The sequence below is a fragment of the Candidatus Anstonellales archaeon genome (genome assembly GCA_038869735.1).
Taxonomy (GTDB): Archaea; Micrarchaeota; Micrarchaeia; order Anstonellales; family CG1-02-47-40; genus JAWCQO01.
This window is the reverse complement of record JAWCQO010000010.1, coordinates 1-22,654: the sequence shown is the minus strand read 5'-3', so window position 1 is coordinate 22,654 and position 22,654 is coordinate 1. Positions and strand designations below refer to the sequence as shown.

At 39.5% G+C, this 22,654-nt stretch carries 23 protein-coding genes and 4 tRNA genes; 13 read left to right on the top strand and 14 right to left on the bottom strand.

The window, feature by feature from the left end:
• Positions 1-289: hypothetical protein (locus QXF67_04240; GenBank protein ID MEM3060710.1), on the bottom strand; the 289-nt coding region annotated here is incomplete at its 3' end.
• A 316-nt stretch (positions 290-605) separates the two neighbouring features.
• Positions 606-711 (bottom strand) — tRNA-Ser (locus tag QXF67_04235).
• 57 nt (positions 712-768) lie between these two features.
• Between QXF67_04235 and QXF67_04230 the strand changes: the two genes are divergently transcribed.
• Entirely contained in the window at positions 769-2,082 is a 1,314-nt protein-coding gene (locus QXF67_04230; protein ID MEM3060709.1) for a hypothetical protein, read from the top strand.
• 5 nt (positions 2,083-2,087) lie between these two features.
• Here QXF67_04230 and QXF67_04225 read toward each other — a convergent pair whose 3' ends face one another.
• A complete protein-coding gene (locus QXF67_04225; protein ID MEM3060708.1) occupies positions 2,088-2,498 on the bottom strand; it encodes a bis(5'-nucleosyl)-tetraphosphatase in 411 nt (136 codons plus the stop codon).
• 59 nt (positions 2,499-2,557) lie between these two features.
• Between QXF67_04225 and QXF67_04220 the strand changes: the two genes are divergently transcribed.
• Together QXF67_04220 and mvaD are read left to right on the top strand one after the other, a co-directional pair.
• Positions 2,558-3,070, top strand: a complete 513-nt coding sequence (locus QXF67_04220) for a hypothetical protein (GenBank protein MEM3060707.1) — start codon at positions 2,558-2,560, stop codon at positions 3,068-3,070.
• A gap of 7 nt (positions 3,071-3,077) precedes the next feature.
• Positions 3,078-4,061, top strand: a complete 984-nt coding sequence (gene mvaD, locus QXF67_04215) for a diphosphomevalonate decarboxylase (protein ID MEM3060706.1) — start codon at positions 3,078-3,080, stop codon at positions 4,059-4,061.
• Here mvaD and QXF67_04210 read toward each other — a convergent pair.
• Positions 4,058-4,615: a thioredoxin family protein gene (locus QXF67_04210; protein MEM3060705.1), complete on the bottom strand. Its 558-nt coding sequence runs from the start codon at positions 4,613-4,615 to the stop codon at positions 4,058-4,060. The two genes, mvaD and QXF67_04210, sit on opposite strands and share 4 nt — an antisense overlap.
• Before the next feature lie 139 nt (positions 4,616-4,754).
• On the opposite strand from QXF67_04210, the gene QXF67_04205 reads away from it, so the two are divergent.
• Positions 4,755-5,528 carry an undecaprenyl-diphosphate phosphatase gene (locus tag QXF67_04205; GenBank protein ID MEM3060704.1) on the top strand — a complete coding sequence of 258 codons (774 nt, stop codon included), beginning with the start codon at positions 4,755-4,757 and terminating at the stop codon, positions 5,526-5,528.
• A gap of 109 nt (positions 5,529-5,637) precedes the next feature.
• Here the strand turns inward: QXF67_04205 and QXF67_04200 are convergent, their stop codons facing one another.
• Positions 5,638-6,153, bottom strand: coding sequence for a hypothetical protein (locus QXF67_04200; GenBank protein MEM3060703.1), 516 nt, complete (start codon positions 6,151-6,153; stop codon positions 5,638-5,640).
• 9 nt (positions 6,154-6,162) lie between these two features.
• The gene (locus QXF67_04195; GenBank protein ID MEM3060702.1) at positions 6,163-6,963 is read right to left on the bottom strand and encodes a hypothetical protein; all 801 of its coding nucleotides are present in this window, start codon (positions 6,961-6,963) and stop codon (positions 6,163-6,165) included.
• Positions 6,964-7,193: 230 nt separating this feature from the next.
• Between QXF67_04195 and QXF67_04190 the strand changes: the two genes are divergently transcribed.
• Positions 7,194-7,844: a DUF120 domain-containing protein gene (locus QXF67_04190; GenBank protein ID MEM3060701.1), complete on the top strand. Its 651-nt coding sequence runs from the start codon at positions 7,194-7,196 to the stop codon at positions 7,842-7,844.
• A 445-nt stretch (positions 7,845-8,289) separates the two neighbouring features.
• Positions 8,290-9,387: a mechanosensitive ion channel family protein gene (locus tag QXF67_04185; GenBank protein MEM3060700.1), complete on the top strand. Its 1,098-nt coding sequence runs from the start codon at positions 8,290-8,292 to the stop codon at positions 9,385-9,387.
• Here the strand turns inward: QXF67_04185 and QXF67_04180 are convergent.
• On the bottom strand, positions 9,384-10,649 hold the full coding sequence (locus QXF67_04180) for a hypothetical protein (GenBank protein MEM3060699.1): 1,266 nt from the start codon (positions 10,647-10,649) through the stop codon (positions 9,384-9,386). The two genes, QXF67_04185 and QXF67_04180, sit on opposite strands and share 4 nt — an antisense overlap.
• 94 nt (positions 10,650-10,743) lie before the next feature.
• Between QXF67_04180 and QXF67_04175 the strand changes: the two genes are divergently transcribed.
• From QXF67_04175 to surE, 5 genes are all read left to right on the top strand, one after another.
• Entirely contained in the window at positions 10,744-12,069 is a 1,326-nt protein-coding gene (locus tag QXF67_04175) for a hypothetical protein (protein ID MEM3060698.1), read from the top strand.
• Between the two features lie 64 nt (positions 12,070-12,133).
• Complete coding sequence (gene albA, locus QXF67_04170) at positions 12,134-12,445, top strand: DNA-binding protein Alba (protein ID MEM3060697.1); 312 nt, start codon at positions 12,134-12,136, stop codon at positions 12,443-12,445.
• Positions 12,446-12,558: 113 nt separating this feature from the next.
• Entirely contained in the window at positions 12,559-13,056 is a 498-nt protein-coding gene (locus QXF67_04165; GenBank protein MEM3060696.1) for a hypothetical protein, read from the top strand.
• A 12-nt stretch (positions 13,057-13,068) separates the two neighbouring features.
• Positions 13,069-14,361, top strand: a complete 1,293-nt coding sequence (gene aspS, locus QXF67_04160; protein MEM3060695.1) for an aspartate--tRNA(Asn) ligase — start codon at positions 13,069-13,071, stop codon at positions 14,359-14,361.
• A 19-nt stretch (positions 14,362-14,380) separates the two neighbouring features.
• Entirely contained in the window at positions 14,381-15,157 is a 777-nt protein-coding gene (gene surE, locus QXF67_04155; GenBank protein MEM3060694.1) for a 5'/3'-nucleotidase SurE, read from the top strand.
• Between the two features lie 191 nt (positions 15,158-15,348).
• Here the strand turns inward: surE and QXF67_04150 are convergent.
• Together QXF67_04150 and QXF67_04145 are read right to left on the bottom strand one after the other, a co-directional pair.
• A tRNA-Glu gene (locus tag QXF67_04150) sits at positions 15,349-15,423 on the bottom strand.
• Between the two features lie 51 nt (positions 15,424-15,474).
• Positions 15,475-15,583, bottom strand: a tRNA-Val gene (locus tag QXF67_04145).
• A 68-nt stretch (positions 15,584-15,651) separates the two neighbouring features.
• Here QXF67_04145 and alaS point away from each other — a divergent pair.
• On the top strand, positions 15,652-18,315 hold the full coding sequence (gene alaS / locus QXF67_04140; GenBank protein ID MEM3060693.1) for an alanine--tRNA ligase: 2,664 nt from the start codon (positions 15,652-15,654) through the stop codon (positions 18,313-18,315).
• Here the strand turns inward: alaS and QXF67_04135 are convergent.
• Positions 18,307-19,050, bottom strand: a complete 744-nt coding sequence (locus tag QXF67_04135) for a glucose-6-phosphate isomerase family protein (GenBank protein MEM3060692.1) — start codon at positions 19,048-19,050, stop codon at positions 18,307-18,309. The two genes, alaS and QXF67_04135, sit on opposite strands and share 9 nt — an antisense overlap.
• Positions 19,051-19,264: 214 nt before the next feature.
• Between QXF67_04135 and QXF67_04130 the strand changes: the two genes are divergently transcribed.
• Positions 19,265-19,603, top strand: a complete 339-nt coding sequence (locus QXF67_04130) for a hypothetical protein (GenBank protein MEM3060691.1) — start codon at positions 19,265-19,267, stop codon at positions 19,601-19,603.
• A 4-nt stretch (positions 19,604-19,607) separates the two neighbouring features.
• On the opposite strand, the gene QXF67_04125 is transcribed toward QXF67_04130, so the two are convergent.
• The 4 genes from QXF67_04125 to QXF67_04110 all read right to left on the bottom strand — a co-directional run bounded on the left by QXF67_04125 (position 19,608) and on the right by QXF67_04110 (position 22,605).
• Positions 19,608-19,803 (bottom strand) — tRNA-Ile (locus QXF67_04125).
• A gap of 39 nt (positions 19,804-19,842) precedes the next feature.
• Positions 19,843-20,862, bottom strand: a complete 1,020-nt coding sequence (locus QXF67_04120; protein ID MEM3060690.1) for a hypothetical protein — start codon at positions 20,860-20,862, stop codon at positions 19,843-19,845.
• 245 nt (positions 20,863-21,107) lie between these two features.
• Positions 21,108-22,103, bottom strand: a complete 996-nt coding sequence (locus QXF67_04115) for an MBL fold metallo-hydrolase RNA specificity domain-containing protein (protein ID MEM3060689.1) — start codon at positions 22,101-22,103, stop codon at positions 21,108-21,110.
• Positions 22,104-22,143: 40 nt separating this feature from the next.
• Positions 22,144-22,605, bottom strand: a complete 462-nt coding sequence (locus QXF67_04110; GenBank protein ID MEM3060688.1) for a hypothetical protein — start codon at positions 22,603-22,605, stop codon at positions 22,144-22,146.
• Between the last annotated feature and the right edge of the window lie 49 nt (positions 22,606-22,654).

Sequence of the window (22,654 nt, the reverse complement as noted above, 5' to 3'; positions counted from 1 at the left end):
ACACTGTCCAGGTAAAAATAACGTTGGAATAAGTAACTTGTTGCGCCAGCGGCATTAATGCTTGGGCTGCATCGAGAAGAGACACTGTCCAGGTAAAAATAACGTTGGAATAAGTAACTTGTTGCGCCAGCGGCATTAATGCTTGGGCTGCATCGAGAAGAGACACTGTCCAGGTAAAAATAACGTTGGAATAAGTAACTTGTTGCGCCAGCGGCATTAATGCTTGGGCTGCATCGAGAAGAGACACTGTCCAGGTAAAAATAACGTTTGAATAATTACCAACAATCAATCCAAAAACACAAAAACCATTAACTCAAAATCACAAAATAACGACTTCCATACAGCATCCCGTGCAATCACTCAGCCATTCGCCTCATCCAACCAATCAATCCAAAATCACAAAATAACGACTTCCACCTTTTGTTTTTCCTCTACTACTTCCTACATAAAACATAGAAGCTATACGCTACAATCCAAAATTTAGAAGACAACATGGAGAAAACACCAAAGTTTGCTTCCTCACGCTAAAAACGTTTTATATCCTCTTTTTCTCACTGGTAAAATACTGCGATAACCTCTTTTGGATAATAGAAATTGGAAAAAAGCGCCGAGGAAGAGATTCGAACTCTTAAGCCCGTAAAGGGCACTAGATCTCCTGTCATACGCTATTAAACTCAAGTCTAGCGCATTACCAGGTTCTGCCACCTCGGCTTAATTTATTTTTATGCAAAGGAGACTTTAAAAAATAATCAAGCATTACTTCTTTTAATGAAAGTAACCTCACTTGCAATCCTTGCAATATGTCTATTATTTCTTGGTTGTTCTGCGTTAACTCCCAGTAGCAACCCACCTCCAAATGCTAGAATAATATACAAATGCTTTGATGGACGGCTTGTCTCAAACATCAGCGATTGCGCAGAAACCCCCGCGAGTTGTCCTCCTACTTGCGATGACAATGATATGTGCACTATCGACTCTTGCTCTGAATCGACCAATTTTCTTTGTGTTCATGTAAAGACTGATGTGTGCTGCGGCGATTATGTCTGCTCATACAATGAAGGTGAAACCTGTGCTTCATGTCCTCAGGATTGTAGATGCAATGAAAATGAGATATGTTTACCTCAGGGACTAAAAACAAACCAAATTGGATGCCTCGCACTCCCCCACTCCTCTAATGGAGAGATACAAGAACGTATTTATACGTGGAATTATTCTGGAAGGACATGGGGGGTAGTTGGCATTTTGCTTTCTAACACTACGCAGGCGTTTTATAAATCTCGCGCCCATAACAAGAGACCTTACGACATCTACGTATCTGATGAGTTTAGCCTCCCCTTTATCTCAGAACTTGCAGCCCAATTCAAGCAAATCGCAAATAAAAGCGGACTCTCCTCTGATGAGACCGTTTATCTTGTTGCTTCTTTTGTTCAATCTCTCCCTTACACTATCGATGAAGTTACAGCTGCCGCAGACGAATACCCCAGATTTCCCTATGAGACACTCTACGAAAATGGCGGCGATTGCGAAGATACCTCAATCCTCACAGCAGCTATTTTACGGGCCCTCGGCTATGATGCAGTTTTAATTAACATGAAGAATCATATGGCTGCCGGCGTGCGCTGTTCATTAACCCAAAAGGACAGAATAAACTACAATGGAATAGATTACTGCTATCTTGAAACAACGGGTGAGGGATGGGAAATTGGAAGAATACCGCCTCAATACAAAAAAGAGAACATGACTGTGCTTACTATAATTCCACGTTCGTATTTTCTTATAAATTCCTCCATTGTATATATCTACCAAAATTTCGAGATAGACGCAACAGCAAACGTTACAATAAAAAATTTGGGTTCTGTTACTGCTCAAGGTGTACGGATCACGGTGTCAATTGAGGATTCAGATGGCCGACGTTGGGGCGAGCAAACTTACAAACTAAGAAAACCTCTTTTGCCAGAGGAGGAAGATACTGTAATCATAAAAGGCGTAAAAATGCCGGGCTTTCGCAAGTTTAGGGTAGTTCTTGAAGTTCGCTCTGATAATTCAGAGAAACAGGAACTCCGCGGTGCATGGCTAGAATAAGAAGCTCATAACCTATTCAGCTTCTCCTCGGCTTTTTTGAGAACACGACGAGAAGTTTCATATGTTAACTGCTTGTAAGATTGTGTGTACTCAAACCAACCTGCACCAATGTGCTCATGAGAAATCTTCACATTCATTTCTTCGGTTTGCGCTAAAAAAAAGACGACTTCCTTGTGTCTAAATTCTCCGTTTCTTTTGTAAGAATATTCAATTCGCTCTCTAAAGCCATCATCAATCTTAATATTTTTTATCCCTGTCTCTTCCATCAATTCTCTTACTGCAGTAGCAAGTTCATCCTCGCCTTTTTCAACATGTCCTTTTGGAAAATCCCAATGCCCAGCAGGATAGTGAAGAAGAAGGTACAGTCTCCTTCCTCCATCTCTATACAAGACAATGCCACAAGACTTCTCTTTCATATCTATCTTAACCTACCCTCCAAAATATATTTAATAGAGTTCTTAACAGTATTGTAACTATGAAACTAAAAGCAATATTCCTTTTTTTTCTTGCGTTTTCTATCGTTGGCTGCCTCCTTCAGCAAGATGTGCAAAATTCTCAATCTCAAAGTAGGCTGCCAACGTCGTACACTCCTGTTCTTGAATCGTCAAGCATAACAGAACTTATGGAAAAAAACATTCCTCTCGACTGTTCGATAAAGATTACTAGTGGAGATCAAATAGCACTTTCGAAGATTTATATATACGGATACCGTTACCGATACACGCCCCCCTCATCTTCTTTGTCTGGCCATTATCAGGCTGAAATAATCTTTGTAAATAACTCGCTTTATATAAAATTGCCAAATATACCAAGATTTTCTCAATGTTCATGGGTTCAGCTGACTAACTTTCAAGACATCGCAGGCCTACCTGCCTCAGGGTTGGTTGCAGGCGCAAAATTATCATGCACACCCACAAACATATCCGATGTATTTTTCAATCCAAAAGGTACTATATGTTCTGAAAAAGATATCGCTCTAGAAGGTTGAAACTTGTATGCTATCAACCTACCAGACCTCACCAAACATAGCAATAGTTAAATACTGGGGAATGAGGGACGAGGAGAAAAAACTTCCTGCAAACGGAAGCATATCATTTACGCTAGGTGAGAACTTACGAACAACAACCTCTGTAGAATTTAGCCCTTCTCTTACTTCAGACATTTTGGTCCTTAATAAACATAGAGTTGAGGGAAGAGCTCTTGCTGAAGTTTCACGCCAACTTGACATCATAAGAAAAATAAAGAATATAAAAACACGTGCAAAAGTTGTTACACAAAATAATTTCCCAACTGGAGCCGGCATAGCTTCTTCTGCAAGCGGTTTTGCAGCCCTAACTCTGGCAGCTTGCGATGCCCTTAATCTAAATCTTTCTTTGCGAGACCTTTCAATTATTGCCCGTCAAGTTTCAGCAAGCGCTTCCCGTTCAATATATGGAGGTTTTGTAGAATTAAAAAGAGGAAAGAAAAAAGATGGTTCTGATTCGTACTCAAAACAAATAGCATCGCCAGACCATTGGCCAAATCTTCGTGACTTGATATTGATTGTTTCTGATACAGAAAAAAAAGTCTCATCTAGAGAAGGCATGCAAAGAACCGTAAAAACAAACCCCGATTTTCCATTTAGGGTTGAGAGGGCAGAAAAGCGCATCACTCGCGTCAGGCATGCTATACTTAAAAAAGACCATGAAACCTTATTCTCCCTTGCAATGGAGGAAAGCGATGATTTGCATCAGACAATAGAAAACTCAAAGCCCCCTTTTAAATATCTAAACAGGATTTCTCATTCTATAATTAATGAAGTAATTAAGATTAATTCAAGAGAGCTTCTCTGCGCCTATACCTTTGATGCAGGTCCAAACGCACATATTCTAACCTTAGAAGAGAATCTGCCTAAAATACTACCCTCCCTCCTCCGCATAAAGGGAATAAAACGTCACATACTAAGCTGGGTTGGCACCGGTCCAAGAAAAATAACTTAGCCCTTCCATTTTATGCTGCAACCCATACTCGGTTTTTGAGGAATATCAACTTTCCCACTTCTTATAAGTTCTTCAATCGCAATATCCAGTTCCGATTTGCCCTCTCCTTTTTCTTTTCCATGGTCGCCATCAACTCTCCCATGATAAACCAGTCTCAAATTTTTGTCAAATAAAAAGGGGTCCGGAGTGCATACAGCCCCATATTTCTTTGCTACCTCTTGGTCATCATCAGCTAAGTAATCAAACATTATTCCATATTCGCTTGCAAATTTTTTCATGTTTTCAAAAGAGTCATCAGGATAATTAGGATTATTCGAGTTAGGATTTATCCCAACAACTGCGAGTCCTTGTGCTAAATATTTTTTGTGCAATTCAACTATCTTTCTTATTTTTGCTCTTACATAAGGACAATGATTACACATAAAGACGATAAGTAGAGCATTACTCCCCACATAATCCTCAAGTTTGTGGAGCCTACCATCTATGCCCCTCAATTCAAATGAGGGCGCTCTCTCTCCGTTTTTTAATATGTATTTCGATTCTGTAAGTACCATCTACCACACCTCAAGCTTATTTTCTTTTTCGGCTCAGAAGCTACTCCGTTCATCATAAGTTTCAGGCTGGAGCGGTTTCCTCATCGCAATTATTTTTTTCCGTAACATCTTTATATACCTCTTCCTAAACCATAAGCTTGTGGACATCGACGATGCTGTGCTTCTTGGAATAATCCAAGGCTTCACTGAGTGGCTTCCTATCTCCAGCGCCGCACACGTTGCCATAGCTAATAACTTACTTAACATAAATGCCCCAATTGAATTACAGGTTGCACTCAACTTTGGAACAATAGTTGCCTTGATAGCATATATGAAGGATGACCTTATGGGTCTTATCGCAAGTTTACTGCGCAGAGACCCACATACTCTTAAACTATTTGTGTTAATTGCCCTTGCAGGGATACCAACCTCCCTCATAGGATTTGCTGGGAAGAGTTGGTTTGAAGAAATGCACACATCCCTAAGTGCCATTGGGATAACTCTTATATTAAATGGGGTTATACTGTTTCTCACTCGCTTTTCTAGTCCAGGTTCACAGCCCCTTACTCCGCTTTCTGCTCTTGCTCAAGGGATAGGTCAAGGCCTTTCTGTTGCTCCGGGCATATCAAGAAGCGGAGCCACCATATCTGCAGGGCTTTTTTGCGGGCTTGAGCCAACCGAAGCAGCACGCTTTTCCTTCCTAATTGGCCTTCCTGCCCTATTGGTTGCATCAACAATAGAATTAAATCAAGCTGCCTTATCAGAAGAATCCTTGCTTCCCTTGGCAGCTGGGCTATTGGCTTCAGCAATAACCGGTTACTTCTCAATACACGCCCTTATAAGCGTACTTAAAAGTGGAAAATTCACGACCTTTTCGTATTACTGTATAGCTTTAGGACTGATGTCGTTTGTCCTATCCTATTTTTCTTTATAACAAAGCCATAATCTGAAACTTGAAAATCGGATAGATAAACCAATTATAAGCAGGCATCAAAACCTTCTTCTCTCCAGATACAAAAAAAACAAAATCACTCTACGATTTTTTAGTTATTCTTTCCACTATCCAAGAAAAGATGCAGAATTGAGGCAAAAAACGCAAGAAAACCGCTGATTATTCCGATGTCAAAGTTAAAATAATGGGTGTAAATTCCAAGCACCAGAAGCCCAAATGCAATGGAAGGAATGACTCCATGAAGCGGACCTTCTTTAAACGGCGTAATTACATCAAAAAAATGAGCTATCAGAGAAGCAACTGCAAGGGAAATGAAAAAATATAATACGCCACATAGGAGCTCTCCAGAAAGAGGACATATCGAATTTATTCGCTTCGCATAGAGATAGTATACTCCTCCAAATAGTGCCATCATAACAACAATGACAACGATCACAAGCCTTTGTCTTATATAATAAAGGGGAACGTCTAAATCAACAAAAAACATGCCGCCAAGCACAGCTGCAAAAACCGGTAAAAGTTTTTCTACAGGGTATCCCATCCTAAGGTGAAGCACAGCTCCAGAAATAATTATAATCAGGCATGCAACCAAAAGTTTGTTTCGCATGCTTCCACCCTAATAAATGACAATCACTGGTTCGGTATACCTTCTTACGTTATGATTGACTGCCCTCTTTCTAATCATACCCTCAAGCAGATTCCACACTTCACTCTTCTCTTCGTATAGCCAACCAAGAGGTAGGTTTAATCTTATTATCCTTTCAGGGATCATATGTCTTGTTGATTTTGGAGGAAAAGGCCTCCCTGCAACTGCTTCTTTTATTATTTCATCTTTTGAGTAATTCCTCCTCCAAAACACATACATCTTTTGTGAAAGCGCTTCATCTGCCATAGTATCCTCATAATAATAACACTGACCATTTTCCTTACCATTTATTTCCCTCATAATCTCTTCCTGCTTTCTTATAACTTCTTCAAGCTCATCCCTTTCAGTTGGAAAAAGACGGCAATTCCTTTTATTCCCACAAACCAACATAAAATATGCTCTATTCTTTTCAAGCTCAGATCTCCCTACCTCAAAATCAACTTCCTCGCTGGGGAATTTTTCAATCCCTGCCGGTAGCTGCAAAAATGTAGGAAACCATCCTCCAACTTTGACTGCAGGATTCATATAATCTATGGTTTGGCAGATCACAAGCGGCGCTTTTAAGTTCTGAAGAACTTGTCTCCTATGGTTTCCGTCAAGCACAACATGATACTTGTTGTCTACTATTATAGGATCAACAAGGCGACCTATATTGAGCATCGATTCAGTCAAGATTGCTATGTTCTCAGCAATTGTTTGCTCGTGCAAAATCACCTTTTCTAGAGGCATAATTTCAAGGCTTTTGAGTATCTTCTCCGCTATGATCGGCAACTCAACACCCACTTTTCCTTCTCAAGGAACATTTATAATCCATAATCATAATTAGCCTCAGATGCTGTTAGCCTCTTCATAGCATATTGCTTAGAGGTTGTTCATTTCATCACCGGCATAACTTCTGCGGAAGAGCTATTACTCTCAACACTTATAATTGTCGAAGTATCAATATTATAAATCCTATCCATTTAATCATAAAATATCAATGATTACCCTCAGGTTTTATTGTGTTTGACGATATAATATTTCTACTATTAAAAAAAGGCGCCCATCGCGACCCTGTTCGTGCCACAACGCGCCAGCTTGCAGCAGAACTTGGAATATCGCAGCAATCTTTTTCTCGGCGTTCACTTATCTTGATCTCTGAGGGGTATATCGAACGGCAAGGAGGCGCATATATCCTTACAAATAAAGCACTTTCAGAAGCAAAAACTATCTATCGCACCCTCTCAGAAGCTTTATTTGGAGGAAAGAGCCTTGAATTCACAGGAAAGATAGTTCATGGTATCTCACAAGGAGAAAAATTTATGAAGATGCATGATTACCGAAGGCAATTTATAAAACTACTTGGCTTTGATCCATATCCCGGCACATTGAATGTCACTATCCCGCCAGAAGATATAGAGCTTCGCTTACGCCTAAAATCTAAAAAACCGATTCTCATAGAAGGTTTTAAGCGAGGGCGGCGTACGTATGGTTCAATTATTGCCTACCCTGCTTTAATCGAGGATACAATACGCGGAGCCGTAATCTTTCCAGACCGCTCTACGCATGGACTTACTATCATGGAACTGATTGCTCCAATAAACATAAAACAAAAATTAAGGTTAGAAGATGGAGACCAAATAACATTCAGAGTTGATTATGGCGATGATTAATTGACTTTATCCCCATAATTTTGATACAATAATCCCACTTATATGCTATATAAATCCTATTACACCTATATCCTACCTAATTCTTTCTTTATAATCAACTCCAAAGCCAGGCAAGGGAGTCGAACCCCTCTAACCCCGTCCCTGCACCTTCTGCAGCGGGGTGCATAGCCGCTCTGCCAGCCTGGCACGAAGGATAGCGATTTGATTTTTTCCTCCTAGCAGTTTTAAACGTTTCAGTTGATGGCGTATCCTATTGCAGAACTCCATAAAAAAATTATCAGTTAAATTCGGCAGTTGGATTGAACGTAAAAGTTCTCACTTGTTATATCAACACTTGCTGTTATTAACCGAAAGCGGACGCGTTACCTATTTAAAGTTAAGTCTAATATTCCAATAATATATTTTAATATTAAATAACCTAATCACTCAAATTAATGTGAGCTGTATGCTTAATTTTATCCTACAACTGTTTAATCTGCTTCCTCCTCTTCCAGGCGGCTCTCTAACTCTTGCATTTCTAATATTCATCATTTCTTATTTTTTGTTCTCATTTCTATTTGTTATAATATTTAACTACTCAAAGAGGATCTCAGAAAAAACAAAGACAACCCTAGATGATATGATAATTGACGTACTCCAAAAAGCCTCCGGATATTTTACAATACTCCTTTCTGCATTTATCTCAATAGCTATAACCTACCCATCGCTTGAAGTCTTGAACTTCCCAGTTTTAAATCTTTTTTCCGTCATTTTCATTATCTTTTTTGTGTTTCTTGCAAACAAGCTCGCCGTCACAATTCTCCTTTGGTACGGACGGGAAATAATGCCGCAAACTAAAACCACTATTGACGATGAGCTCTTTCCACTTGTCCGGAAAATAGTCAGCATTGCTATTTATGCTATTGGTGCAATTATTATCTTTGATAGACTCGGAATAGAAATTGGGCCGCTACTTGCAGCACTCGGCATTGGAGGCTTAGCAGTTGCTTTGGCTTTGCAAGAAACTCTTTCAAACTTTTTTGCCGGAATATACATTCTTGCAGATAAACCAGTGCGCTTAAATGATTATATAAAAGTTGAAGGTTCCCCAGAGTATGAAGGAAATGTGACTGAAATAGGTTGGAGAAGCACAAAGATACTGACGCCTGCACAAAACCTCATAATACTCCCAAATTCAAAACTTGCTCAAGCAACTATAATCAATTACTCTGCACCAACATCATCATCAAATATTGTTATGACATTCTCAGCATCCTACGACTCAGACCCAGATAAAGTTGAGCGAATACTCAAAAAATGCGTATCTGATGTTGCAAAAACAGAGCCTGTTATCTCTTCCACCTTTGAGCCGATTGTTCGTTTCGATTCGCTTTCTGAATTTGCTTTGCAATTTAAAGTGATATTTTCTGTTACCAACTATCAACAAAGATTCAAAGCAATTCCCAAAATAAACAAGGCAGTTATTGCGGCCTTCAGAAAGAACAGAATAACCATACCTTATCCAATAACAACGGTCTATATCAAAAATAATAAAAATCTCTAGGGCGTCTCGCCCTTCTCCACCACCTTTTTGAAATACCAATAAATACCGACAATTCCAACTATAAGAACAACAATCCCCCCAGCTATCATTACTGTATCAAAACCAAAAATCTTACTACCATCTGAACCCTCAGCCTCCTTACTTTCATCCCTTCCAATCGGTGGGTTATTTCTCTCTACAATCACAGTAAGGTTGTACATACCTGAAACTGAATTCCTATTTCCTTCTTTGTCCCACGCTACTATCGTATAGGGAATCTCTGCGCTTTTCATGAGTGTTTGCAAATCAGCTTCATAATAAAATCCGCCAACCGGATACATCTCTGTCTGCCTGCGATTTCCATCTACCCTGTAAGTTACGTAAAACTGTGTCCCCTCTCCAAAACCACTCGCATACTTCCCAATATCAACTATCTTTGCCCTCAATTTCACGAACCCATTAATGTACCCTGCACTTATATCACTTATCTGCGGAGGGGAGTTGTCAAAAGCAACAGTGATCTCCTTTTCAGATGGAAGATATGGATTTAGAGTTTTCTCAACATTTCCATACTGCACAGTCACCTCTGGACTATCTTGTGGAACGTTCTGAAATTTTGCCTTTCCATAGGCATCTGTATTTATGTATTGGCTGCCTATTCCAACAGTAGCACCAAGAGGTCTCCCCATCTCATCTACAACGTTTACTGTTAAGCTATAGAGCGGATAGATAAATTCCCACGACGTATCTGATGAGACATCTAAATTCATTCTTTTTTTAACGCCATTATAATTTGCTTCTATTTGCGTCTGACCTGGCGGTATGTGAAAGAAAACTCTCCCACTTGCGTCTGTTGTCTTTTCCACCCCTCTTGCTGTAACTTTCGCAGAGAGTACGCGACCGTTTTGGTCCCTTACAAAAACATTTACTATATAAGCAGGAACTTGGACAACTATAACGCTTGGATGTGTATCTACTGTATATGAAACACTGTTGCTTTCTCCTCCATATGTTGCTACCACCACGAAATTCTTGTCAGTTTTTGCTGTGTTATACTCAGTGTTTACTATCCTAATACTAACCATCCCGTTACTATCAGTGTATTTTGGACTAGTCGTTACTCTTCCACGTATTGAGTTCAATTGATAGGTAACCTCCACCTTTGCATTCTCGATAGGTCTCAAATCTTGATCAGCTACTTGAATATTCAAATCAGCTGCAAACTCTGCATATTCAGCCGCAATCAAAACAACAAAAGTGATTGCAAAAAGTAATCTTTTCATCTCAAGTTCACATCCTTTGTCATTTTTATTATTACTGCTAGTTTGCTATTTCGACATTCATCTTTTTTAATTTTCTATCTCCAATCTGAACTCTATGTTTGGAACTTCTGGTATTAGAGGCATAGTCGGAAAAGAGATAGACTGCCACCTTATGCAGAAAGTAGGGCAAGCTTTTGGTAAGCAGTCCTCATCCTTCCTTCTTGCACGCGACACTAGAAATACCAGCCTTCTTCTTTTGCATGCTTTTGCTTCCGGCCTGATGCAATGCGGCGTAAACGTTGTTGATATGGGTATATGTCCAACCCCTGCACTTGCATTTGCCACAAAAAAGTTTTCAACTCGCGGCGCAGTAATAACAGCTTCGCACAACCCTCCACAGTACAACGGAGTGAAACTTTTTGACCACGGAATCGAAATTCCTCCAAAAATAGAAAGGAGGTTAGAGAAGAAGATATCCAAAAATCTCCTACCAACAGTTTCTTGGAATATGGCCGGTTCAATCATCTACGATGATTCAATATTGCAACAATACAAACACTTTCTCTTGTCCAAAATAAACAGGGTAGCAATATTAAAACGGAAGCCAAAAGTTGCCATTGATTGTGCAAATGGAGCTGCAAGTAACATAATCCACGATATACTCAATGATGTTGGGATTCGAGCAGTTTTTTCAAACTGCTCAACCTCACTTCCATTGGTCCAAAATCCAGAACCTACACAAGAGAACCTTCGGCATTTTTCAGACTTAATAAAAAACGAAAGGGCGGATATAGGAATAGCTCTTGATCCAGACGCAGACAGAGCTGTGATTTTTGACAACCGCGGACGTATGCTTGGGTTGGATCGCCAACTTGCAATCATGTGTTCGTATCTCCTTTCAAAAAATAGAGTAAAGAAGATAGTCACGACCGTGGAGGCGTCTCTCATCGTAAAAGAAACGATTGAGAGGCATAATGGAAAATTATATATAACTCCTGTTGGAAGTGGCAACGTAGCAAGAGAGCTAATAAAACGAAAGGCTCTTTTTGGTGGTGAACCCTGTGGAGAGTATGTTTTTTCAAACTCAACACCAACGGCAGATGGGTTGTTATCATGCCTTAAGTTCCTAGAGCTCATTTCGGTTTCACCTTCCCTTATTTCTGATTCTGCATTCTTTCCTTCGACATTTATAATCCGCAAAAAATATCCCTGTCAGAACAAAAAAAGCTCAGTTGAAAAAATAATTAAGAAGATTAAAGTTCCTGGTAAAATAAGTCTGATTGATGGCCTTCGAATAGACTTTGATGACGGCTGGATTCTTATCCGCTCATCTGGAACGGAAGATGCTATCCGACTAACAATAGAGTGTAAGACAGAAAAAAAGGCAAGGAAGCTTCAAAAGGAGCTAGAAGAGACAATATTCCAATACACCATCATTTAAAATTTTCTCTTCTTTATTAATAATCGAAATTCCAGTGTAAAAATCTAAAAGGGAGGTGCACCGCATGGAAGAAACAAACCAACCAACGCAGCAAACAGAAAAACAAGACAATACAGTCTATGTAGGAAAAAAAGGAGTGATGGGTTATGTCCTTGCTGTTGTTACGCAGTTTAACAACGGGGCAAAAACAGTTACAATAAAGGCTCGCGGCAAGGTAATATCTCATGCTGTCGACGTAGCAGAGATAGTAAAAAACCGCTTCATGCCCGATGTCAAGGTCTCAGACATAAACATAAAAACCGAAGAGCTGACATCCGAAGATGGCAGTAAGGCAAAAGTATCTGCTATTGAAATCTCACTTGTCCGCGGTAATTAATTAAAGCCTACCAGCCTTCTTACTCTACAACCGGCTTCCCTCCTTCCTTTTAAAGCCACTCCCAGAGGGATATGCCGATTCCAACGATTTGCTGTTAGTGTCTAGGTGTTCTTATGAAGACTCCACTATGTGATTTGTGCGGAAAGACTACAGTCCTCTGCTCAAAGTGCAAATCAAATCTAAAACAGGGAAATATTACAGAAATGGATATTCAAGTAGCAAGGCTTCTTTATCAGATAAACGAACACTACAATATTTCCGAAGCTTCATTTGAAAGAGCAATAGACCTTGGCAGAACAGTCCTAATCTTGACGAGAGGAGAGATGGGTCTGCTTATAGGAAAAGACGGAAAAGTTGTATCTGAGCTTTCAAAATTTCTTGGAAAAAAAGTGAGGATAGCCGAGTTTTCTGGAGACCTAAAAAAGACGATAGCAGATGTGCTCTATCCTGTTAAACTTATAGGGATAAACACCATTTATTCTGGCGGAAATGAAATTTACAAAGTAAGAATCCAAAAATCGCGTTTGGCTGAACTTCCAATGGATCTCGTCGCTCTTGAAAACATTTTAAAGTCACTCCTCAAAAATGAGGTAAGAATATCCCTTGAATAAAGGGGGTCTCTCATGCTCCGCACTCACTACATCTCAGACGCACTTAAAGAGGAAGGAAAAGAAGTTACTCTTGCCGGTTGGGTCCATGAAACGAGAAATTTGGGAAAAATAAAATTCCTTATATTAAGAGACAGAACAGGGCTAATACAGATTACCTCAAAAGAGAACGACACTTCTGCCGATGTTCACTCTATGATGGAACATCCAAAGGAAACTGTCCTACAAGTCCAAGGACGCATAACCAAATCACAAATTGCCAAAGCTGGTTTTGAATTAATACCCTCAAAAATCGTTGTGCTCTCAAAAATCTACAAGAAAGTGCCATTCGAAGTGACTGGAAAGACACCTGCAGATATAGATACTCGCCTTGACCACCGCCACGTCGACCTTCGTACTGAGCACACAAACGCGATATTCAAAATACAACACACTATTCTATCAGCTTTTAGAGAAAAATGTATCGATGAAGGATTTCAAGAAATCCATACTCCGTCCCTTACAGCAGCAGCGACAGAGGGCGGGGCTGACCTTTTTAGAGTTGAATATTTCGAAAAAGAAGCCTTCTTAGTTCAGTCACCTCAACTATACAAACAACTTGCAGTAATAGGCGGGATGGACAGGGTATTTTTGATCGTTCCAGCATTCAGAGCTGAAAAGCACAACACCTCAACTCACCTCAACGAATGCACACAGATGGACGTTGAAATTGGTTTTGCGGACCACCATGATGCAATGGATATCCTTGAGAGAGTCATACTGCACATCAACAAAAAAGTAAGTGAGATAAATGAGAGTGAATTGAAGATATTGAACTCTACCTGTCCGTCCATAAAAAAGATACCTAGATTTACTTATTCACAAATAGTCCAAAAACTCAACAAGGCAGGTGTGCTATTTGAATGGGGCAAGGACTTCTCGCGAGAAGATGAGGAAAAAATCAGAAAACTCATACCAGAAGACTTATACTTTATATACGATTGGCCAACAAAATCACGGGCTTTTTATTCTATGCCGGAGGAAGAGAATAAAGAAATATGCCATTCCTTTGATCTCATGTATAGAGGAACAGAGATTGCTTCAGGAGCGCAGAGAATCCACACTCCAGACTTACTAGAACAGCAAATACGTTTCCATAATCTAAACCCCATAGACTTCAAATTCTACATAGAAGCTTTTATGGTAGGTGCACCCCCTCATGCCGGTTGGTCTATAGGCCTTGAGAGATTACTTATGAAGATAACAAACCAAAGGAATATACGCGAGTGTTCGCTATTCCCCAGAGATCGTACAAGATTATTACCCTAGACATCTTTGAGATGGGAAAATGCTATTGGTAACAAACGACGATGGCATCTCGGATGGCTTACGAATACTTATCGAGGCAGCTTCCAGTTTAGACTCAGTTTTTTGCATCATACCCTCACGTCAGCGCTCTGCAGTGTCAAAATCTCTAATATTCCACAAACCACTCCGTTTAGATTACGCCTTTCTTGGAAAAAAAAGGATTTACCACCTATCAGGAACTCCGGCAGATTGCGTCCTCTTTGCACTTAACAAGAAGAATTTTATGCCAAAAAAGCCATCACTCCTTCTTTCCGGAGTAAATATGGGTTCTAATATTTCAATTCATTCAATTTTTTCTTCAGGCACTCTGGGGGCTTGCTTTGAAGCAGCTACATATGGGATACCTTCCTTGGCTTTCTCCCAGCATATCTACTCTAAGGATTGGGGTGCAAGAAAAAGAATAAACCAGCCAAATGAACTTAAAAGAAAATTGGTCCATATAATCCAGAAAGTCTTAAAATGCGGAATGCCATCAGGTTGCAGTATCCTAAATATAAACTTCCCAAGAAGAGTCAAAGATGCAAAGATAGCCGTTTGTTCGCCTTCAATGCACCGCTACGCTCCCTCCATACTTGAACGAAAGCATCCTTACGGTACACCCTACTACTGGATAGTTGGGAAAGACACAACCCTAAATTTCCCCAATACCGATGCCTCTCTCCTAAAAAAGGGGTTTATAACAATAACCCCGCTTTCACTAGATATTTCTCCTACTCGTCTTATTAAACATACAAAAGAACTGTTTATTGGTCTTTAATCGGTTCTAAACTTACTCCCGAGTCCCATTATCCCTAATTAAACCGCCATTCTAAAATGTATTTTTCTCATCAGATTAATAGCTAATAATAAATCGAAGTCTTTCTTCTTGTAGTAGAAATTGATGGCGAAGCCCTTCAACCTTACTTAACACTTTTACTTGCCTATAACACACTGACCAATGCTTTTTAATGCTCCCATCGGGATTTGAACCCGAGTTAGAGCCTTGAGAGGGCTCCGTCCTTGACCGGGCTAGACTATGGGAGCAAATTTGGTTTATAATTAAATATGACTTATTTTAAACTCTTAGTTGGCCAGTGGGCCTGCGAGGAATCGAACCCCGAGTCTTCACTGTGTGAAAGTGACGTCTTACCACTGTCGACTCCTTTGTATAAAAACCCCCATTGAAGTATTCGACTACAGGCCCACTATAATCACTCTTTTGGTTCACTTATCCTTAAAATCTTTATTTGTATAAACTTACAGCTGATGCCTATGCTTTCAAAGGAAGAACTAAAAGCAACCTTTTCAAGAGAATGGAGGAAACACTACGATATACCTGCTTTAAGAGATTTAGGATTCAAACGGAGAGAATGCAAAAAATGCCATCGGCACTTCTGGGCACAACTAGATAGAGATTTGTGTGCAGATTCCTCATGCATCGGGTATGAGTTCATCAGCGAACCACCAACAAAAACAAAGTTCGACTATGTTGAATGCTGGAAAGAGATAGAAAAATATTTTGTAAAAAATGGCCATACGTCTATAGAGCCTTACCCAACAGTTGCCCGCTGGCGCGATGACATATACTTTACGATTGCCTCAATAAGCGATTTTCAGCCTTACGTTGTAAACGGCGAGCTAGACCCTCCAGCAAACCCTCTAATAATCCCCCAACCCTGCATCCGATTTTCTGACATTTCAAATGTCGGAGTAACCGGCAGACACTATACTAACTTTGTAATGATAGGACAGCACGCTTTCAACACAAAGAAGACAGGGCTGTTCTACTGGAAAGATGAAGCTCTAACATACGACATAGGGTGTATGAATTATCTTGGAATACCCCAAGAAAAAATTGTTTTTATTGAAGACGTTTGGATGGGTGGTGGAAATTTTGGCCCTTCGATGGAGTATTTTGTAGGTGGCCTTGAACTTGGAAACTGCGTTTTCATGCAGTATGAGTTGGTGGATAACGGAGTGCGTGAGCTGTCTACAAAAGTTATAGATATGGGTGCAGGTCTTTCGCGATTTGCTTGGATTAGTCACGGATCTCCAACATCTTACGAAGTAGTTTTTGGACATATTCTAAACCAAATGAAAAAAGATGCGAATTTGCAAGTAGACGAAAACCTTCTTTTAAGATATGCAAAGGCCGCAGGTGTTCTTGATGCTGAAAATTCTGCCAATATTAAAGACCAGAAAGAGTCTTTGGGTCAAGCATTGCAAGCAGATGCGGAGGACATCTTATCCAAGCTCTCGCCACTTCATGCTCTATATGCGTCAGCCGATCACCTTTGTACTATTCTTTTTACCTCAACGGACGGAATGCTCCCATCCAACGCAGGAGGAGGGTATAATTTACGGATGATTTTAAGGAGAATTTTTGCGTGGGATGAAGAGTTTGCACTCAATCTCGATTATGCTAAAATACTAAGGGCACACGCAGATTATCTTGAACCTATCTTCCCAAAATTGCAGGAAGGGCTTCTTACTGCAATAGATGTTGTAGAAGAAGAAAGGAAAAAATACTTCCAAACCCTTTCAAGGGGGCGCGGAAAAGTTGCAGCTATTATCGACAAGGCTAAACGAGAAGGAAAACAAATATCCTTCAACACTCTCAAAACATTATACGAATCCGACGGGATACCTCCAGAGCTTGCTTTAGAAATAGCCCAAGAACAAGGAGTAAGAGTTGACACGCCCAAAGATTTCTATTCACGAATAAGAAAACCTGATGAAGAAGTTAAAGAAGTAAAGAAGTTAGACCTCAGCAATATAGAAAAGACAGACGGTTTGTTCTATTCTGAAGTTTTTGAGTTTGATGCACGAATCATCGGCATTCGGGAAAATTATCTTATCCTCGATAAAACCGCATTTTACCCCGAAGGAGGGGGGCAGGTCTGTGATTCAGGAACAATTGAAGGTGAACCTGTCATACATGTTAAAAAAGAATCAGGAATCGTCCTTCACGAAGTAAAACACCCTTCTAAGTTTAAAGAAGGGCAGTTGGTCCACTGCATAGTGGATAGGGAAAAAAGGATTCAAGTTACAAGACACCATACTGCTACGCACATAGTAAATGCAGTATGTAGACAGGTCCTTGGCCCACACGTCTGGCAAGGAGGCTCTCACAAGGATGAAGAAAAAGCCCATCTTGACATCACTCATTACAAAAAAATAACTCAAGAAGAACAAGAAAAAATAGAGGAGCTGGTAAATCATTATATCTCAATGAACCTCCCAATAAAAACTGAAGTTCTGCCACGAAATGTTGCGGAACAAAAATACGGCTTCCGACTCTACCAGGGCGGAGCAGTACCTGGCAAAGAGCTTAGAATAGTTTCTATTGGAGATATTGACCACGAAGCCTGCGGCGGTACGCATCATATGTTAAAACACACCGGTGAGATAGGTGTGTTTAAACTAATAAATTGCGAGAATATCCAGGATGGAATAGTTAGATTGTCTTACAAATGTGGCAAGGCAGCGATAAAGTACATACAGGAAAGGGAAAGACTTATACTGGACACCATCGCTATTGTGAACATTGAACCCAACCATCTCCCATCTACTATGAAAAGATTTTTTGAGGAGTGGAAAGAACGTGGCAAACGGCTTGATGCGATATCAAATAACCTTGCTCGAGCCTTTGTCTCTCAACTTGTTTCTGAAGCACAGAAAGAAGGAAAAGAAATCATAACAACTCCAGTTGATTTTGATTCAGAATTGCTAAAAAAGATAGCAATGGCTATCGCATCATCAACTGAGCCAATAGGGGCAATTCTTTATAATTCACAAAAAAATGTAGCAGCAGCAGTAGGAAATTTACCCAATATAAACGCTTCTTATATCCTCTCAGAATTCTGCAAAAAATACGGTGGAAAAGGAGGGGGTTCACAAAAAATTGCTTTTGGAAAGATAGAAACCTTACCTTAACAGATTAGGGTTATCTAAAAATGAAACGAGGTTAGACGACTCATTTAATACATCCAACAAACTCCTTCCTTTAAGCATTGGATACACTTCAAATTGACTACCAAAAGAATCGGCATCAAATATTCTAATAGGTGGACAAACAACATATTTTCTGTTGAAAATGATTCGGCCATCAACGTCCTCAAAATACACTGCCCCATTCATTTTTTTATATTCTGCATAATCCGCATCAAAATACATGTTAACAAGATTTGCCATGACAAGGATTTTTTTAGAGGGATTAATAGTAACGTGACCCCAGTTTGGAGGTATTATCAGCAAGTCTCCAGCAGCTGCCTTAACTAGTGCTACTTCCGCTACCGTCTTTGCTTTTTTTAGCTGCAAAAGATAATGCGCGTTACCGGATAACACTTCATATACCTCGCAATAGCTCAAATCTCCTACAGCTTTTGGGTGATAATGTCCAAAAGTCTTAACAAATTCCATTCCAATCGAGAAAGGCGGAATAACAGTAAGATCATATCTGATGTTTTCCTTCTCCCTCAAGCCTCTATACATATAATAAACTGCTTGGTCTTTCTTGACTTCTCTGGATTTGAAAAAGTTCTTGTCCATCGCAACTGCTTCCATTTCTCCTAAGGTTCGTACGCTTCTTGGAACTTCCTTTGCATCAAAAAAGAGGCGAAAATCTTCTTCTAATAACTCTATTTTGACCTTCCCATCTGACAAAAGCATCCAAACACCAATTTATCCCCTAAAATAAGTCTATAACAATTTTTTAAGTTATTTATGTTAATCTGCCCCTCTTTACAATAAAAAACCTCCTCATTTTTTTGTTTTTATACTCCATTTTTTCCATTATTTTACTTTTTTTACAATTTTAGTTATATCAATTATTAAATGACTTTAAAATTATAAAAAATCAATTTTTGTGTAAACTGGTGAATGAATGGAACTCTCAGCGGAAAAGAATAAAGAAGAAATCACGAAGTTTGCTGAGCTTCAGCCGAACGAGAAGAGCGTCACTAAACCAACCCACCACCTCTCAAACCATCCCACTGTAAACCACGGATCCACAACCTCAAAAAAGCGTTCAGCGCCCCGATTGAAAACCCAAGGTATTTATTCATGTAATCTTGCCATGCTTCTAGAGAAGAAGTGCCTAAAAAAGAAGCGATTTGCTAAAATATGCGATCGCCTATACTACCTTTGCACAAAAAGAAAAAGAACTCTCTCAGAAGACAATGAAAAATTTTGGCTCTGGCACAGACTAGAAAAAGAATTATAGTGAATGGGCCGGGAGAGATTTGAACTCTCGTCCTTTCGAACCGAACCATAGAGGGAAAACAAACTTCCCTCTTCAGTTTTGGGCTCCTCCTAAACTTCCTTGTAGGAAGAATAGGTTTCTATGGAGTTTTCCGACATTTCGGCTTTTACAAAGCCGAATTATATCAGTCGAACGCTCCAACCAGGCTAAGCTACCGGCCCAGCTGAATTATTCTTTGCTAAATTAGTCTTAAAAAGCAATTACTCTCCTTCTTTGTCCTCAGATGTGCTCTCTTTATCCAGCAAAATATCTGTTATCGCTGCCTTTATCTCATTCTTAATGAATGTATTTTTTTCCATACTATTTAAATCGCGTTCTTTTGCAATTTCGCTTATTACAGCGTCAACCTTCCTCTCGATTCGTTTCATTTCAATTTTCGATAGCCCTTTCTTTGCTTCATTTAGAAACTCCTTCCTTCTCTCAATGCCTTCCAAATAATCATTCTGAGCTTTTACAAATTCATCATACTCCTTATCCTCGAGCTGTCGTATCTGCCTTATTGCATTGAGTTTTTGAAGTTTTTTGTTTGCCTCCTCAATTAATCTTTCATTTCGATCAAATTCGGCAGCCTTCTCTTTGCGTATCCACACCTTCTTTTCTTTTTCCACTAATCGCTCTACCTCACTTTTATCTTCTTCACTAGACCTTACTAATTTATTCCCTACAACTACTGCCGGTATCCCAATTCTATTAAGAAGTACTAGAATCTCAAGTTTTTTATCATCCTCCACGTTGCTTAAATCCACGGATTCTTCTCCTTCCAATTCCGCCATTCTTTTAATTCCTTCAGCCTCCTCTCTTTGGAGTGAATTTACCAAAAGTATAAGTCTCGCGATCTCCTCCCTATTTTCATAGTTTCTTCTCGCCAACGAAGCTCTCTGTTTCATCTTTTCGTATAATGGACCACGCTTTTGAATCATAGCCATATACCTTTCTTCTTGCGTATAGGCGTTTATCTCTTCAGTTAGTTGATCTATTATTTCTTTCTTTGGAGATATCATTACTAAATCAACCATCCTAAGCCTTTTTTCAACAGGCTCCAATTTCTCTTCAACTAACTTTAGCTGGTTTAAAAGAGCTTTTATGTGGAAGTCTTCTTCGCTACTACCCTGTTTCCTTAAAAACTCAAGTTGGAATGAAAGCTCATTTTTTTTGCGTAAATAAACACTATGACTTGCAATATCTTGGGCAGTGATTACTACTGTTTCGTCTTCCATCATCTGCAAATTATATTAAAATATTTTTATACTTATCTATCCAGACGGCTGGGAAAAACTAAACAGAGGTTCTATTGTTTCTGATATAACTCAACTCTCACCAATAATACCTTAATATCTAAACTTTCATTAATCCTATAATAAAGAAACAAATCAAGACAAGAAGGCCGTCATCCTCATAAACTATAAGTTCCGGCTTTTCTCTTAACCCTTTATCCCCATTCCTCGACCACTTTTTTGGCTTTATTTCATATATTAGTTCTCGTTAGGGCATTGTACACCTCAAGGGTTGACTGCACTACCCTTTTTTTAGCACCAAACTTTGGAATTGCCAATGCATCAACTCCCCTTTTTCTCAATTCATTTGCAAGGATCTCTTCGTTTCCATGCACACAATAAACTCTTCTTGGATTAGCAGCCTCTACATATTTTAAAATTCCAGGAAAATCTGCATGGTCCGAAAGACAAAACACTCTATCGGCATTTTTTGTTCTCTTATATGCCCACCCAGTAACTCGAGTACAGAGCGTCTTTTTACCATAAATATAAGATAGTTTGGAGGCTAAGTTAAACGAGGCTTGTTCCATTGGCAAAACAGAAACAAATGCGTCTTTGTACATCTCGTCTGCCTCCTTGCTCGGAGCAACAACTCTTTTAAAGCGGTGCCCAAACTCTTCATAAACCCTACAAAAAAAGTCTATCTTCTTGGTTACTATTGGTTCTATTGAGCAATATTTGTTTAAGAATTTTACGACTTCTTGGGCTTTGCCTATCTCATATGCTCCAATCAAAACAATGTTATCTTTATTTTTGCTTAGCCATTTTTCCATCTCTAGAAAAACATCTTCTCTTGGAGGGAATACGGCGCCTGGCTCACCATATGTCCCTTCAATCATAAGGTAATCACACTCTGAAGGAATATCTGCTCCCCCAGTTGTTAGTCCATGCTCGATTTTGAAGTCACCAGTATAAACAAAGACTCCTCCATCAACCTCTAATGAAATCTGCCTCGAACCCAACATATGTCCTGCCTCAAGCAGGTTTGCTCCCTCTATAGCTACATTTTGCTTACTGCTCCCAATAAGCTTAAGAGTCTCAGCACTAGCTACAACTTTCTTTGCGCTTTTTTCGTAGCATGCATGGTCCGAATGAGCATGGGAAATAAATGTAACGTCTCCACCATCAGCATCTAAGGCTAAAACTACCTCTCCTATTTTTATCTGTCTCTTTGACTGGTCTAACATCTATCCTAAAAAAGAAACCAAGGATTAAAACACTTTCTTGTCAATCTTCTGCGTGAGAACTAAGTTCTTTTTCCAGTTTATCTAACTGTCTTGAAATCCTTTCAAGAGCTCCCCGTATTCCAGAAATTTCGTACTGGACATTTTGAAGATAGACTTTATCAAAAACTATCCTCGGAACAGGACGCTCGACGTATACCTCCTGTGTCTGCTCCTTTATAGTGTCTACACTTCTTTGGACAGATTCTGGTATTCTAGACACCGCTGAATCTGCCTCTCCTTTGGTCTTGGCTTGTTCTTTTAATTTACTTTTTTTAGCCTCTATTCTAATCTGCCGTCGTGCCTCCTTAACCCATTTCTTGACATTTGAAAATGGCGCGTTTTTGTTCGTTTTAGTTCTTTTGTAAACCTCGTTCCTCAACAGAACAAGTTTCTCATGCGTTATGGGCTCCCCTCCCCATTTTCTGATAACTCCCTTTATGATTTCTATAATCTTTTCATTCATTGCAAATCACCAATTATCCTATTGTTGGGTTATCCATACTACTTTATTA